Origin of the sequence: Bacteroides sp. AF39-11AC (assembly GCF_003474285.1) — a bacterium.
Taxonomy (GTDB): Bacteria; Bacteroidota; Bacteroidia; order Bacteroidales; family Bacteroidaceae; genus Bacteroides.
In genome coordinates, this window is the sequence record NZ_QROH01000014.1 from 108970 (window position 1) to 123484 (window position 14515).

15 protein-coding genes are annotated in these 14515 nt (G+C 40.5%); 9 read left to right on the forward strand and 6 right to left on the reverse strand.

The window, feature by feature from the left end; translation table 11 throughout:
• Positions 1 to 15 precede the first annotated feature (15 nt).
• Positions 16 to 990 (forward strand): polyprenyl synthetase family protein, encoded by a 975-nt coding sequence (locus tag DW036_RS24065; protein WP_118466527.1) that lies wholly within the window; start codon positions 16 to 18, stop codon positions 988 to 990.
• Between the two features lie 82 nt (positions 991 to 1072).
• On the opposite strand, the gene deoC is transcribed toward DW036_RS24065, so the two are convergent.
• From deoC to mnmG, 6 genes are all read right to left on the reverse strand, one after another.
• On the reverse strand, positions 1073 to 1975 hold the full coding sequence (gene deoC, locus DW036_RS24070) for a deoxyribose-phosphate aldolase (protein ID WP_118466529.1): 903 nt from the start codon (positions 1973 to 1975) through the stop codon (positions 1073 to 1075).
• On the reverse strand, positions 1962 to 2300 hold the full coding sequence (locus DW036_RS24075; RefSeq protein WP_118466577.1) for a nucleotide pyrophosphohydrolase: 339 nt from the start codon (positions 2298 to 2300) through the stop codon (positions 1962 to 1964). Before DW036_RS24075 ends, deoC begins: the two co-directional genes overlap by 14 nt.
• Positions 2300 to 2752, reverse strand: coding sequence for a D-aminoacyl-tRNA deacylase (gene dtd / locus DW036_RS24080; protein ID WP_118466531.1), 453 nt, complete (start codon positions 2750 to 2752; stop codon positions 2300 to 2302). Before dtd ends, DW036_RS24075 begins: the two co-directional genes overlap by 1 nt.
• Before the next feature lie 107 nt (positions 2753 to 2859).
• Positions 2860 to 4695 carry an excinuclease ABC subunit UvrC gene (gene uvrC / locus DW036_RS24085; RefSeq protein WP_118466533.1) on the reverse strand — a complete coding sequence of 612 codons (1836 nt, stop codon included), beginning with the start codon at positions 4693 to 4695 and terminating at the stop codon, positions 2860 to 2862.
• Positions 4696 to 4721: 26 nt separating this feature from the next.
• Positions 4722 to 5246, reverse strand: coding sequence for an adenine phosphoribosyltransferase (locus DW036_RS24090; RefSeq protein ID WP_022392428.1), 525 nt, complete (start codon positions 5244 to 5246; stop codon positions 4722 to 4724).
• A 57-nt stretch (positions 5247 to 5303) separates the two neighbouring features.
• Positions 5304 to 7178, reverse strand: a complete 1875-nt coding sequence (gene mnmG, locus DW036_RS24095; RefSeq protein ID WP_118466535.1) for a tRNA uridine-5-carboxymethylaminomethyl(34) synthesis enzyme MnmG — start codon at positions 7176 to 7178, stop codon at positions 5304 to 5306.
• A gap of 365 nt (positions 7179 to 7543) precedes the next feature.
• Here mnmG and DW036_RS25825 point away from each other — a divergent pair, with 365 nt between their 5' ends.
• The 8 genes from DW036_RS25825 to DW036_RS24135 all read left to right on the forward strand — a co-directional run bounded on the left by DW036_RS25825 (position 7544) and on the right by DW036_RS24135 (position 14495).
• Entirely contained in the window at positions 7544 to 9175 is a 1632-nt protein-coding gene (locus tag DW036_RS25825) for a hypothetical protein (RefSeq protein WP_187374673.1), read from the forward strand.
• A 149-nt stretch (positions 9176 to 9324) separates the two neighbouring features.
• Complete coding sequence (locus tag DW036_RS24105) at positions 9325 to 9684, forward strand: DUF3244 domain-containing protein (protein ID WP_118466537.1); 360 nt, start codon at positions 9325 to 9327, stop codon at positions 9682 to 9684.
• A gap of 164 nt (positions 9685 to 9848) precedes the next feature.
• Positions 9849 to 10514, forward strand: coding sequence for a DUF2589 domain-containing protein (locus tag DW036_RS24110; protein ID WP_118466539.1), 666 nt, complete (start codon positions 9849 to 9851; stop codon positions 10512 to 10514).
• A gap of 69 nt (positions 10515 to 10583) precedes the next feature.
• The gene (locus DW036_RS24115; protein ID WP_118466541.1) at positions 10584 to 11213 is read left to right on the forward strand and encodes a DUF2589 domain-containing protein; all 630 of its coding nucleotides are present in this window, start codon (positions 10584 to 10586) and stop codon (positions 11211 to 11213) included.
• A gap of 4 nt (positions 11214 to 11217) precedes the next feature.
• On the forward strand, positions 11218 to 11415 hold the full coding sequence (locus tag DW036_RS24120; RefSeq protein ID WP_118223278.1) for a hypothetical protein: 198 nt from the start codon (positions 11218 to 11220) through the stop codon (positions 11413 to 11415).
• A 33-nt stretch (positions 11416 to 11448) separates the two neighbouring features.
• Positions 11449 to 11904, forward strand: coding sequence for a DUF2589 domain-containing protein (locus DW036_RS24125; RefSeq protein WP_118466543.1), 456 nt, complete (start codon positions 11449 to 11451; stop codon positions 11902 to 11904).
• Between the two features lie 40 nt (positions 11905 to 11944).
• Complete coding sequence (locus tag DW036_RS24130) at positions 11945 to 12403, forward strand: hypothetical protein (RefSeq protein WP_118466545.1); 459 nt, start codon at positions 11945 to 11947, stop codon at positions 12401 to 12403.
• 274 nt (positions 12404 to 12677) lie between these two features.
• Positions 12678 to 14495: a glycoside hydrolase family 2 protein gene (locus DW036_RS24135; RefSeq protein ID WP_118466547.1), complete on the forward strand. Its 1818-nt coding sequence runs from the start codon at positions 12678 to 12680 to the stop codon at positions 14493 to 14495.
• Positions 14496 to 14515: the final 20 nt, after the last annotated feature.

A 14515-nucleotide genomic window follows, 5' to 3' on the forward strand; every position in this document is an offset into this window, starting at 1 on the left:
GAAAAATAGCGATGCATGGACAACTCATCACTCATAAAATCACCGATTGCGGCAGAACTGGATGATTTCAAAAGGCTGTTCGACAGCTCACTTACCAGTTCCAACTTTTTGTTGAATGAAGTTATATCTCATATTCGACAAAAGAATGGGAAAATGATGCGTCCGATGTTGCTGTTACTTATGGCAAAGCTGTATGGCAGGATATGTCCCGAAACACTTCATGCAGCAGTATCCCTTGAATTATTGCATACGGCCAGTTTGGTCCATGACGATGTGGTGGATGAAAGCACTGAACGTCGTGGACAGTTATCGGTAAATGCAATCTATAATAATAAGGTGGCAGTGTTGGTAGGCGATTATTTGTTGGCAACTTCACTTGTGCAGGTAGGCAAAACCCATAATTATGCTATTATCGAGGTGGTTTCCCGTCTGGGACAGAATTTGTCAGAAGGGGAGCTTCTCCAACTTTCCAATGTGAGCAGTCTCCAGTTTTCCGAAGAAGTTTATTTTGATGTAATCCGTAAGAAGACAGCTGTTCTTTTTGCTGCATGTACTAAATCGGGGGCTCTTTCGGTAGGGGTGACCGATGAACAGGCTGAATTTGCACGTCAGTTCGGCGAATATATCGGTCTTTGTTTTCAGATTAAAGACGATATTTTTGATTATTACGATAGCAAGAAGATAGGTAAGCCGACAGGAAATGATATGTTAGAGGGAAAATTGACTCTTCCTGTTCTTTATGCTCTGAATTCAACCAAAGATAAAGCTGCCGAAGAAATTGCCGTAAAGGTGAAAAATGGTTCCGCTACAACCGATGAAATCGGCTATTTAATTGAGTTTGCCAAGCAGCAGGGTGGCATTGAGTATGCTGTGCAGACGATGCTTGCTTTTAAAGAAAAAGCGCTTTCATTATTGGCGTCCTTACCCGGTTCTGATGTGAAAACCGGTCTTACTGCCTATCTGGATTACGTGGTAGATCGTGATAAATAGTTGGAGTATAGCTCTAATAATATAAGAAAAAGCCTGGTAGAAGAACTCTATCAGGCTTTTTCTTATATTATTACTTTTGTTTTTAGAAGAATTTCATTTCCTCGCCTTTAATTTCAGAAAGTAAAAGATTCGCTAAACGGCTGGTACCTAAACGGAACCATTGGTTATCCAACCATTCTTCTCCAAGTATCTCTTTGACTATCGTATAGTAAATAACTGCGTCGTTTACGGTGTTGATTCCTCCGGCAGGCTTGAAACCTACTTTGTTACCAGTCTTGTCGTAATATTCTTTAATGGCCTGGCACATTACGTAAGCGGCCTCCGGGGTTGCGGCAGGTTGCTGTTTCCCGGTAGAGGTTTTGATAAAATCTGCTCCTGAATACATGGATAGGATAGAGGCTTTCATGATGTTGGAAGCGCTTTTTAGTGCTCCTGTTTCCAGGATAACCTTCATGTGATGTTCTTTGCAGACATCTTTCAGTTCCTGTATTTCTTCGCACATGCTCTCATAGTCTCCACTCAGGAATTTACCTACAGAGATAACGATATCTATTTCGTCTGCACCTTCCATCAATGCCATAGCGGTTTCTGCTACCTTTACTTCCGTAAAAGTCTGCGAAGAGGGGAATCCAGCCGAAACACAAGCTATTTTTACGTCTTCTACTTCCAGAGTATCCTTTACGATTTCTGCAAAATTAGGGTAAACGCAAATGGCAGCTACGTTCTCTAAATCGGGGAATTCATTGTCGAACTGATTCACCTTTTGTGTGAATTTCATTACGCTTTCATCGCTGTCCGTGGTGTTCAGCGTGGTGAGATCAATGCAGTGAAACAAGAACTTCTTGACTTCTTCCGTATGGTTTCCAGGTACTTTTTCTGCGATGAGCTTCGCTACTTTTGCAGCTATTTCTGCGTCATCCAGTTGTGTGTTATACTTTGCCAAAGCGGCATCATACTTGTTCTGCGTAGGTTCATTCTTCTCCATGGTCTTGCAATTTAGGGTTATTTATATGTCGGGCGCTATCCCGTCGGGTTTTCTTCTCCAGATTCCGGGCAAACGCTTCTGTGACGTTTACACCTGTTTGATTGGCAATGCAGAGGAGTACCCACAGGACATCTGCTATTTCATCGTCAATGTTATCTTTTTCTCCTTCTTTAAAGGATTGGTCACCGTATTTACGGGACATCACTCGGGCCAGTTCTCCGACTTCTTCGGTAAGAACAGCCATATTGGTGAGTTCGCTGAAGTAGCGTACTCCATACTTCTTAATCCAGCAATCTACTTGATGCTGAGCCTCTTCTAATGTCATCATTCCTTGTTTTTTGTATCCATACAGATGGTCACAGGACCATCGTTCAATAATTCTACCTTCATATCGGCACCAAATTCTCCGGTGCCTATCTCTTTACCTAAAGAAGAACTCAATTCCCGGCAAAACTGTTCATACAAAGGGATTGATATTTCGGGTTTTGCCGCCCGTATATAGGAGGGGCGGTTCCCCTTCTTTGTTGAGGCATGCAAAGTGAACTGGCTGATTACCAGTATCTCACCGTTGATGTCGAGGATCGATTTGTTCATAATTCCGTTCTCGTCGTCGAAGACACGCAGATTGACAATTTTTTTGCAAAGCCAGTCAATGTCTTCCTGTCCGTCTGTCTCCTCAATACCTACCAATATTAAAAGTCCTTTTCCTATAGTGGATTTACACGTTCCATCAATAGTAACAGAAGCGTGTCCGGCACGTTGTATGACTACTCTCATGTTCTTTTATCCTAATCTTTTTAATCTTTTCCGGTGTGCAAAGTTACGAATAAATTCGTGATTGCCTGTAATTTGAGCGTATGATTCATTTTTAATCGGCAGAAGATTTAGTTTGTAGCTTGTCTGAAGTATTCTTTAATAACTTTTGCTTTTGCCTCTCCTATCACCTTTGCAAGTGCTTCCAAAGATGCTTCTTTAATACGTTTTACGCTCTTAAACTCTTTTAGCAAGGCAGCTTTTGTTTTCTCTCCGATACCTTTTATCTCATCCAATTCAGACGCTATCTGCCGTTTACTGCGTTTATCCCGATGGAAAGTAATGGCAAATCGGTGTACCTCGTCCTGTATCTGTGTCAAAAGACGGAAAAGGGGAGTGTTTTGCTTCAGTCCGATGGTCTGTGGCGGAAAACCGTACAGTAACTCTGATGTGCGGTGTTTACCGTCTTTAGCTAGTCCGGCAATAGGTATATTCAGGTTTAGTTCGTTCAGGACTTCTTTTACGGCGCTCATTTGCCCTTTTCCGCCATCGGTGATAAGGAGGTCGGGTAGGGGAGAATTCTCTTCAATGGCGCGCTGGTAACGGCGTCTTACGACTTCTTTCATGGAAGCATAGTCGTCCGCACCAACTACGGTTTTGATATTATACTTCCGGTAGTCTTGTTTGGAGGGTTTAGCCTTCTTAAAAACTACGCAGGCAGCAACGGGATCGGAACCTTGGATATTGGAGTTATCAAAACACTCTATTTGTATGGGCAGGCGGTCGAGGTGCAGCTCGTCCTGTATTTCTTTCATTAGGCGGACGTTCCGTTGTTCAGGATTCAACTTCTCAGCCTGCTTCATACGATCTGCCTTGTATTGTTTTACATTCAGAATAGAAAGATCCAGCAGTTTCTTCTTGTCTCCTCGCTGGGGGATTGTGAAAACCACATCCTTTAGTTCCATATCGACCTCAAACGGCACGATAATTTCGCGTGAAAGGCTCTTGTATCGCTCTCTCATTTCAATGATACCCAGTTCAAGAAGCTCTTCTTTAGTCTCGTTAAGGCGTTTCTTATACTCAAATGTAAATGCTTGGTTGATAGCTCCGTTCGTAATATGCAGGTAGTTGATGAATGCTGACTTTCCGTCGCTGTCTTCTTCTATGGTGAATACATCGATATTGTGCAGTATATTGCTTACAACTTCTGATTTAGCGCGATAATTCTCAATCAACATATACTTTTCTTTCACTTTCTGTGCTTCTTCAAACTTCATATCGGTTGCCAATTCCTGCATTTGCTGGAATAAATGTCGTTGTATCTCCTGCGTGTTTCCTTTGAGGATTTCCTTGATTTCACTGATGTTTTTCAAGTAATCATCTAATGATTGTTTTCCGATGCAAGGGCCGGCGCAATTCTTGATGTGATACTCCAGGCATACGTTGAATTTGCCTGCATTGATATTCTCAGGTGAAAGATTCAGATTGCAGGTACGCAACGGGTATAAATGCTTGATCAGGTCAAGCAATGCATTCATGGAAGGTACATGGCTATAGGGACCATAATAGGAGGAGCCATTGCGTATAATCTTGCGAGTCTTAAATACACGGGGAAAATATTCGTTTTGAACGCAAATAGATGGATATGTCTTATCATCCTTCAATAAGACGTTGTATCGCGGTCTATATTTCTTTATCAGATTGTTTTCTAACAACAATGCATCCTCTTCTGTATTTACTACGATATAACGTATATCTGCTATCTTGCTGACGAGTACTCTTGTTTTTCCCGGTTCGTGCTCTTTATTGAAATAGGAAGAAACCCGGCGTTTCAGGTTCTTTGCTTTACCTACGTATATAATAACTCCTTCGGTATTCAGATATTGATAAATACCGGGGCTTTCGGGAAGGTTTAATACTATCCCTCTCAAATATTCGCTGGTTTTAAGTTCCGGGTTATTCTCCATATATTGCTTGAGGCTATTCTATCTGTTTATAGAGAAAGTACTGATTGTACATCTACATCTTTATTGAATAAATCTTTTCCGTGCAATTCTTTCAACTCGATAATGAAGTTAACATGAATTCTCTTCGGATTCATCTTTTGTACTAACTTGCAGGCGGCCTCCATTGTTCCACCTGTAGCCAATAAATCGTCGTGAAGCAGAACTACGTCGTTTTCGTTCAAAGCATCCTTATGTATCTGAATTGTGTCTTTCCCGTATTCTTTATCGTAGCTTTCTTCAATGGTTTCTGCCGGAAGTTTTCCCGGCTTGCGGATAGGAATGAAACCTGCGCCCAAACGAGTGGCGAGGATAGGGCCCATAATGAAGCCTCTTGATTCGATACCTACAACTTTTGTGATACCTTTGTCTTTGTACATCTCATACAATGTGTCCGAAAGTTCCTGTAGTCTTGCAGGGTCTTTGAACAATGTAGTCACGTCGTAAAATAGAATCCCCGGTATTGGGAAATCGGGAATTTCCCGAATGCTTTTAGCAAGAGTTTCTTTGCTCATAATCAGTATTTTTAATGCGTTTATTGAATTCTTTTGTTTCACGTGGAACGTTTCACGTTATCTGCCCGAAAGTACCAGCAGAACGTTAATATCGCTTGGGGACACTCCCGGAATTCGGCTTGCTTGAGCAATGGTTTCCGGGTCAATCTTTACCAACTTCTGTCTTGCTTCGGTGGAAAGGGATTGAATGGAATTATAGTCAAACTTCCCTTTGATTTTTATACTTTCCAGACGGGCAAGCTTATCTGCTATAATTCGTTCCCGTCCGATATAGCCTTCATATTTAATAAGGATTTCGGCAGCCTCGATGATTTCCTCTTTTCTTTCGGTAACTTTATTCAGCTCCCGGCGAAAAGCGTCGACGTGTTCCGCCATATTTTCAAGAGTGACTTGCGGACGGTTTATCAAATCTATTAATTTGCATCCCTGGCGCAGGGGAGTAGTTCCTAACTGCTCGAGTACCGGATTTATTAATGCCGGTTTCATCGAATAGTTTCGGGTAAATTCAACAATGTTACTGATAGCTTCACGTTTCCGCTTCAGTAGTTCATAGCGGTCTTCTTTCACTAATCCGAGTTTCCATGCTTTTTCAGTGAGTCGCATGTCTGCGTCGTCCATGCGCAGCAAGATTCTATATTCCGCACGTGAAGTAAACATACGATAAGGTTCATCCACACCTTTTGTTACTAAGTCATCGATCAATACGCCGATATATGCTTCATCGCGTGCCAGAGTAAAAGGTTCTCCGCCATGGCAATTAATATGCGCATTGATACCGGCAATGATTCCTTGTCCGGCGGCTTCTTCGTATCCGGTAGTTCCATTTACTTGTCCGGCAAAGAATAAGTTCTTGATTTTTTTCGATTCCAACGTATGTTTAAGTTGGGTTGGATCGAAGTAATCATACTCAATGGCATATCCCGGACGGTAAATCACCAGATCTTTAAATGCAGGGACTTTCTTTAAAGCTTCTATTTGTATATTCATCGGAAGTGATGAAGAGAAACCATTCAAGTAAAGTTCCTGTGTTGTCTCTCCTTCCGGTTCAAGGAAAAGCTGATGCTGTTCCTTATCAGGAAATGTCACAATCTTGGTCTCAATGCTAGGGCAATAGCGGGGACCTATACTTTGAATCTGTCCGTTGAAAAGGGGAGAATCCGGCAGCCCCTCACGCAACACACGATGCACTTCTTCGTTCGTAAAGCAAGTCCAGCATGGGAGTTGTTTCAGGTGACGCACACTGGTATCCATGAACGAAAATTTGTGGAAGTCACATTCTCCATCCTGGGTTTCCATATATTCATAGTGTACACTTCGTCCGTCTATGCGTACAGGGGTACCGGTTTTCATGCGTCCGTATTCGACACCATGTTTTGCGATGGATTCAGTTAATTCGTAGGATGCAGGCTCTGCCATACGTCCACCTGCAAGCTGGGTACGTCCTATATGCATTAACCCGTTCAGGAAAGTTCCGGCTGTTAATATGATACACTTGGCGCGGAAAGTCACATCGAGGAAAGTAGTCAGCCCGGTAATTTCTCCGTTTTCAACGAGAATGCCGCGTACGGTATCTTGCCAGATGTGCAGGTTAGGAATGTTTTCTAATATTTCGCGCCATGCCCAGATGAATTTATTGCGGTCGCATTGTGCGCGTGGACTCCACATGGCGGGACCTTTGGAACGGTTCAATATACGGAACTGGATAGCGGTTTGATCGGTTACTAATCCCATGTATCCTCCTAAAGCATCTACTTCGCGTACTATTTGTCCTTTGGCAATACCGCCTATGGCAGGGTTACAACTCATTTGACCTATCTTATTCATGTCCATGGTGATAAGACAGGTTTTTGAACCCAGATTTGCCGCAGCCGCAGCTGCTTCACAACCGGCATGTCCGGCTCCAATCACGATAACGTCGTATTTAAACTCCATTCATTCAATGTATTTAAAACAGTGCAAAGTTACGAAAAAAACTGCTACCCATCCAGTTTTTCTTTTTCTTATCATTGTTTAAGGTAAGGCAAGGTGTAGAGAAAACCTTAAATGCGTTTTGGTCAGAAACACTTCTGAACTATACCAACTCTGTATCAACTCCGTGTTTTCTCCACTCCTATACGGAGATGAAAGAAGTGGAGTTGGTGTGGACTTGGTATGGAGTTGGTACGGCCTTGATACGGAGTTGGTCTTTTTTGTCCTGTTTATCGGTTGCAAAAGAAAACTTCTGATGTTTTTTTAACTATCTGTTGTTATTTCTTTTTGTTTTCATTTTCTTTGTTGTCAAATAACCGAATAGCTTTATGTTAAACCGATTGAGAGGCTTACTTTCTGTTTTTTGTTTGATTCTGATTCTTGCTTCTTGTAGTAAAAAGGTGGAGAATGAACAATTACTGCGTGCTGAAATATTAATGCATTCTTCTGTCGACAGCAGCTACCTGATTCTACAATCCATCTCTCCGGATATTCTCACCAAACCCGAACAAATGTATTATGGATTGCTTTTGGCAGAAACTATGGATAAGAAATATCTTTCTCTGTTACCTTGTGATTCTTTGCTTAATGAGGCTATTCATTACTATGGTAGCGGCATCAATCGTGCCAAGGCGTTGATGTATAAAGGACGTCTTCAGAATCGTATGAATATGTATAAAGAAGCTATTGAAAGCGATTTTGCTGCTTTGAAAGAGCTTGGTGGCACGGATGGCGAGGAGTTAAGGATAAAGGGAATGATTTATGAGGATCTGGGAAATTTATATGTTTCGCAGGTTCTCATAGATAAAGGAATGGATATGTTCTTAAAATCGCAGGATTGCTTTATACGTTGCAATTATAAAAAAGGGTTGTGTTTTGTCTCTAATGATATAGGCTGGACGTATCTATTGAAAGGTGATACTCTGCGTGCTCGTGATAATATGAAGTATGCTTTGGGGTTGGCTTTGGGAGAAAACGATTCAATGACCGTATCAATGGCTAATCATAACCTAAGTTGTGCCTATAAGGAAGTGGACTCTATGCTTTTTTATGGAAAACGGTCTTTGGCATTTGGTAAAAGAATGGCTGCCAAAGCAGCAATTATGGTAGGTTATGCATTTATGAACCATGAACAATTGGATTCTGCTGATTATTATTTCAGACAAGCATTACAGGATACAGTGATAGAGACAAAAGCTTTAGCTCTTTATGGTTTGAAAGATGTGATGGAGATGAAAGGAGACTATCAGCAGGCATTAGGTTATCTGGATAACTACTCTGTGACTATGAACTCCATTTTCGATAAGCAAAATCCCGAAGTGGAGCAGAAGATTTATGAATATGAGGCCAAAATGAAAGTTTATAAAGAAAAAGTGCAGATGCAGATACTGTTTATTGGTCTGGCTGTTTTGTGTTTGCTCATTATCCTTTTCATGGTCTGGTATATTCAGCGAATAAAACGTCGGAGAGACTTTTCTGAATTGGAACATAAGTATGATAGGGCTTTATTGGAAGTGGATATAGTAGGACTACAGTATTATGTCTCTTCGTTGCGGAGAGAGCAGGAAGAGGATAAAAGGCAGATCTCTCAAAAAGAGTGTGAGATCAGAAAATTGGCCGATGAAAAGGGGGAATTATGCAATGTTATTTTTAAAGAGACTTCTATTTATAAAAAAATAGAGCGGCTTAGTCATCAGGAAAAGACTAAGAATAAACAGGAGCTGCGTATTTTATTGGAAAATGAACAGAAGCAGCTTCGTTCTACTGTTATGGAAATATATAAGGGTTATATAGACTATTTGTATCAAACCTATCCTAAATATACAGAGAATGATTGTCTTTTTTCATGCCTTTCACTTTGCGGGTTAGATGATTTTACAATTGCCCTTTGCTTTGGGAATGTGAACAAGCAAATTGTGGTTCAAAGGCGGCACCGGATAAAATTGAAGACTGCTAATTAGCTCTTCTCTGAAAGAATGTTATTGTTTTGTTTTGTAAATTATTGATAAACAGAATGTTGTAATAAATAGATGTTATCGTTTTTATTCTGTTTTTTGCTTTTATGTCACTAACTTCGTCACATTATTAATCCTTAATGAGCGTGAGACACATGAAAGCATTATCGTTTGTTCTATTCAGTGGTTTATTTATAGTGCAGCCGTTTTGCATATTTTTAAATGCATCAGTTGAAACTGCATCTGTTCCGGCAGAAAAGAAGGAAATCAAAAGACCGATTCATATCCATTTATTAAAAGGAAATGGATCAGTTCGTTCCATACTTCCTATAATTCCGGGTTATATTCAGGATAATCAACTTTATATTTGTTTTGAGACTTTTATCGGCAATAAATGTTTGGTAGTTAGAGATGCTGTTTCCGGTGAAATCGTGTATTCTGGCACTTTCACTGGTAATACTCTTGTTATAACCTTAACTAATCGGGGTGAGTCTTATACAGTGGAAATTGTGTAGGAAAGTGCTATGGGTGAACGCATCACTATCAGGTTCTATCCGACAGAACTACCTAAAAAGAAGAAAGGTTTTTTTGTCCGCCTATTCAATCGCATAAAAACAGTGATTAGGAAATTTCTGAGTTTTAGTTAACTTTTTTAATAACTTCTTCAAAACACATTAGTATGGATACAAATTTATTGTCAATGTCGCAGCAGTTCTCCGGGCTGCCAATGGAAAGTTTAATCGGAGGTCCTTTGAATGCAGCCGCTAAGGCGAATTCTGCAATGGCTCTTACCCAAACAAGATTTATGTTGGACACTTGTTTTAACAGGAAGGAAGTTGGTACAACCGAACCGAAGAGCTATCAGTATGAACCCATTATGATTGATATGATCCTCACCAGGAGTGTTATTGGTCCGGGAGCTACTGAGGGTGCTGATCCTGTTATTAAACCAGCTTCAACCAAATTTACTTTGCCTCTACTTACAATTCTTCCTATCAATTCTCTGGCTGTTGAAACTGTGGATATTAATTTTGAGATGGAAGTGAAATCAAGTTTCTCAGAAGATGACAATAAAGCGAAAGAATCTGAGAGTAAAGGTGAGGGTAGTTTTGAAACAAAATTAGGTTGGGGACCGCTATCAGTTACTATTAAGGGGTCGGCCAGCTATTCTTCAAAGGATTCTGAGACTCATAATACGCATTATGAGAAAAGTAATTCTGCCAAGTATACTGTTAATGTACATGCAGGCCAACTTCCACTTCCTAAAGGAGTAAATACTATCATCGAAGCATTTACAAAAGCAATCCAACCGATAGAGTTGAAGAGCCCTAGTGCACAACCGTAAAGAATAGGATTATTCCTGCTACTTAGTGAATAGGATAAGATATTTGATATCAAGTAAAAAGAAAAAATTATGGCTGAAAACGAGCAAGGTACATTCAAACCTCAATTTGGGGCAGAACTTAACATTGAGTCGATCATTGGTGCTCCTTTGGTAGCGGCATCCAAGGCCAATGTTATGATGCTGACCGGGCAGACCCAATTTTTGCTTGATTATTGCTTCACAAAGGAGGAGGGAAGTGACTTGCGTCAGCCTCTTATGATAGAGATGATACTGAGTCAGCCGGTTGTTGATCATACAAAGCAACCGACTGATCCGGGATACATCTCTATCAATAAAATGGCTTTTCAGGTTCCTTTGCTGTGTTTATTGCCTTTAAATTCTCTTGCAATAGATAAGATCAATGTAGACTTTGATCTGGAGATTACGTCGGTAGGTTCTTATAATTATGAATCAAAAGTGAATGCAGATGTACAACTTGTAGAGAGGAAGGCGGTTTTGAACGGGAGAATTGCTCCGGCCAAACAGGAGTATAAGAAGAATTCGCATGAGCAATATGATAGCACTTTGTCAAGCCGCCTTAAAGTAAATATTCATGCAGGCAGATTGCCTTTACCCAAAGGAGTATTGACTATACTTGATTTGTATACGAAATCAATACAACCCATACAGAAAATAGATAAACAGTCAGAAAAAGAATAAAAGTATGATAGATCAGTATATTCCGTGTCCGGTATGCAAAACTCAAATTCCCATTGATTTGCATTTGTTAGTTCAAGGTGTGCAATTTTCATGTCCTAATTGTCAGGCAGCCATTGGATTGAGTGCAGAGAGTCGTCCGATAGTGAATGAGGCTGTTGATAATTTTGAAAAGCTGAAAAAATTATCTCCTCAAAAAGAGTGAAATGGATAGCGTCGAATCATTAAATTTATCGATATGATTAGTTTTAAATTGTTTGTGGAAGCCATCCACCATGCCATTGTTAGTGCCAGTGACTCACTGATGGACAAGAATGAAGGCTTGCTGGATAAGTATTTTGAGAAACCGGCTGTCGGGGCAGGAAAAGATAAAGGAGCATTGATTCCGAAAATAGTGAAACTTGAATATCCTACTTTGGATGATGTCGGGGCAGTTACCACTACAACGGTTCAGGTCCCCTTAATTACATTGGTGCCCGTCACAGCCTCTAAAATAGAGAAAGCTACAGTGACGGCAGAGTTTGCATTGGAGGTTATAAACAATGAATTGCAAATCAGTTTTCCCAATAATAAATCATCGGAGAATGCTACGGTTGGGAAGCTGGAAATTGTTATTTCGCCACAAGAATTGACGGACGGGTTGGAGTTGATTATTGAAGGGTATGCCAATGCTTTGAAGAGGCAGATTACCTGATAAAATTTCTCAATTATTCATTTTAAAAGTCGAAGCTACTATGAGTGTTTATAAATGTAAGTACTTCAAAATTCAGGAATTAGTCTGTAATCATGTGATGCAGAGCTACTCGGAAGAACAGGTATGGTCTTTCTTGGATGAAGATTTAAAGAAGACATTGGATATTATCCGTGAGATACTGGGTGTTCCTCTTACAATTAATCAGCCCAAGATGAAAGTATTTCAAAGAGGGTTAAGGTGTCATTTATGCGATCTTGTTCAGAAAAATAAGACTCCCTATATTACGACTCATATACAGGGTAAAGCCGTTGATATCCTGTTACCGACAGATTGTGGAATGACAGCAGAAGATGCAAGACATAAAATTCAGGAATCAGCTGATAAACTACCATGCAATATCCGCTTTGAACATCTGCAAAAAGGAGTTCCTATCTCATGGATACATGTGGATGTAAGAGATAACGAAAGGGATGAGAAAGTATATTGGTTTAATGTCTGAATATTCCTGAAAATTCTGTTTTTGCAAGGCATTGACTTCTTGTAGGCAAACAAATAATGTGTTGCCTGCAAGAAGTCAATTTTGTTATTGATCCGATTAGAAGGTTGTAGTTGCAGTATTCCAAGTTTCTGCTATTATCTTGGCAGATTGATTATTTCCTTCTACATTTAGTTGTTAAATGGTAAGATTCTTGCATTTATTGAACCAATTGCGTTATTTTGAAAATGAATTAGTGACTAACTTTGCTTCCAAACATTTAGAATAGTTACATACCATGAAGAAATTATTTATTGCGTTATCTTTGGTAACGTTTTTTAGTTTGGAGAGTTCGGCACAATGGAAACCGGCCGGAGATAAGATTAAAACTGAATGGGCTGAGCAAATTGAACCTTCAAATGTATTGCCCGAGTACCCAAGACCTATCATGCAGCGTAATGATTGGAAAAATCTGAATGGGTTGTGGGATTACGCCATTATTGATAAAGGTGGGCATATTCCGGCTGATTTTGAAGGTAAAATACTTGTGCCGTTTGCTGTGGAATCTTCTTTGTCGGGAGTTGGCAAGAGGATAAACGAAAAGCAGGAATTGGTATATCAACGTAGTTTTGATGTTCCATCGGCTTGGAAAGGAAAGCAGATTCTGCTGCATTTCGGTGCTGTAGACTGGAAAACAGATGTATGGGTGAATGATGTTAAGGTAGGAAGCCATACCGGAGGATTCACTCCATTTTCTTTTGATATTACTCCCGCTTTATCAGCTAAAGGCAGTAACCGTTTGGTTGTAAAGGTTTGGGACCCCACGGATAGAGGACCTCAGCCGCGTGGCAAGCAAGTCAGCAGACCGGAAGGTATCTGGTATACTCCTGTTACTGGTATCTGGCAGACTGTATGGCTGGAGCCTGTTAGCGGAAAGCATATTGAAAACCTTCGCATCACTCCTGATATTGATCGCAATTTATTGACAGTAAAGGCTGAACTGAATGCCAATTGTGCAACGGACCTCGTCGAAGTGAATGTATATGATGGCAATCAACTGGTAGCTGCCGGTAAAAGTATCAATGGAGAAGCTGTAGAGGTAGCGATGCCCGAAAATGCTAAATTATGGAGTCCTGATTCTCCTTTCCTTTATACCTTGAAAGTAAGTTTGAAGGATGGAAATAAAATTGTGGACAAGGTGGATAGCTATGCTGCTATGCGTAAATATTCTACTCGCCGGGATGCTAACGGTATTGTACGCCTGGAATTGAATAATGAAGCGTTGTTCCAGTTCGGACCGCTTGATCAAGGTTGGTGGCCTGATGGTTTGTATACAGCTCCTACGGATGAGGCTTTGCTGTATGACATACAGAAGACGAAAGATTTTGGTTTTAATATGATTCGCAAGCATATCAAAGTTGAGCCTGCCCGTTGGTATACCTATTGTGATCAGCTTGGAATTATTGTATGGCAAGATATGCCGAGTGGTGACCGCAATCCACAATGGCAGATGCGTCAATATTTTAATGGTACGGAAATGAAGCGTTCTGCTGAATCTGAAGGTTATTATCGCAAAGAATGGAAGGAAATCATAGATTGTCTGTATTCTTATCCTTGTATTGGTACCTGGGTGCCGTTCAATGAGGCTTGGGGACAGTTTAAAACGGTAGAAATAGCTGAATGGACAAAGCAATATGATCCGACCCGTCTGGTGAATCCGGCAAGTGGTGGTAACCATTATCCTTGTGGGGATATGCTTGACCTGCACCATTATCCTGCACCGGAAATGTTTTTGTATGACGGCCAGCGTGCAACTGTTTTAGGTGAATATGGCGGTATAGGTCTGGTATTGAAAGATCACCTTTGGGAACCGAACCGTAACTGGGGTTATGTACAGTTCAATTCTTCTAAAGAGGCTACGGATGAATATGTGAAGTATGCCGATATGTTATATCGGATGATTGACAGAGGATTCTCGGCAGCTGTTTATACGCAGACTACTGATGTAGAAGTGGAAGTGAATGGTTTTATAACTTATGACCGTAAGGTAATCAAGTTGGATGAAAAGCGTGTGAAAGAAATTAATACACGTATTTGTAATTCACTAAAGAAATAATCTTTCCTAAAAAAGGAGGG

Coding starts and splice junctions, on each gene's coding strand:
- DW036_RS24115 (WP_118466541.1), top strand. CDS start 10,584: ATGGCTGAAAACGAGCAAGGTACATTCAAACCTCAATTTGGGGCAGAA.
- DW036_RS24125 (WP_118466543.1), top strand. CDS start 11,449: ATGATTAGTTTTAAATTGTTTGTGGAAGCCATCCACCATGCCATTGTT.
- DW036_RS24130 (WP_118466545.1), top strand. CDS start 11,945: ATGAGTGTTTATAAATGTAAGTACTTCAAAATTCAGGAATTAGTCTGT.
- uvrC (WP_118466533.1), bottom strand. CDS start 4,695: ATGGAGAATAACCCGGAACTTAAAACCAGCGAATATTTGAGAGGGATA.
- DW036_RS24065 (WP_118466527.1), top strand. CDS start 16: ATGGACAACTCATCACTCATAAAATCACCGATTGCGGCAGAACTGGAT.
- mnmG (WP_118466535.1), bottom strand. CDS start 7,178: ATGGAGTTTAAATACGACGTTATCGTGATTGGAGCCGGACATGCCGGT.
- DW036_RS24105 (WP_118466537.1), top strand. CDS start 9,325: ATGAAAGCATTATCGTTTGTTCTATTCAGTGGTTTATTTATAGTGCAG.
- DW036_RS24110 (WP_118466539.1), top strand. CDS start 9,849: ATGGATACAAATTTATTGTCAATGTCGCAGCAGTTCTCCGGGCTGCCA.
- DW036_RS24090 (WP_022392428.1), bottom strand. CDS start 5,246: ATGAGCAAAGAAACTCTTGCTAAAAGCATTCGGGAAATTCCCGATTTC.
- DW036_RS25825 (WP_187374673.1), top strand. CDS start 7,544: ATGTTAAACCGATTGAGAGGCTTACTTTCTGTTTTTTGTTTGATTCTG.
- DW036_RS24120 (WP_118223278.1), top strand. CDS start 11,218: ATGATAGATCAGTATATTCCGTGTCCGGTATGCAAAACTCAAATTCCC.
- DW036_RS24135 (WP_118466547.1), top strand. CDS start 12,678: ATGAAGAAATTATTTATTGCGTTATCTTTGGTAACGTTTTTTAGTTTG.
- dtd (WP_118466531.1), bottom strand. CDS start 2,752: ATGAGAGTAGTCATACAACGTGCCGGACACGCTTCTGTTACTATTGAT.
- DW036_RS24075 (WP_118466577.1), bottom strand. CDS start 2,300: ATGACATTAGAAGAGGCTCAGCATCAAGTAGATTGCTGGATTAAGAAG.
- deoC (WP_118466529.1), bottom strand. CDS start 1,975: ATGGAGAAGAATGAACCTACGCAGAACAAGTATGATGCCGCTTTGGCA.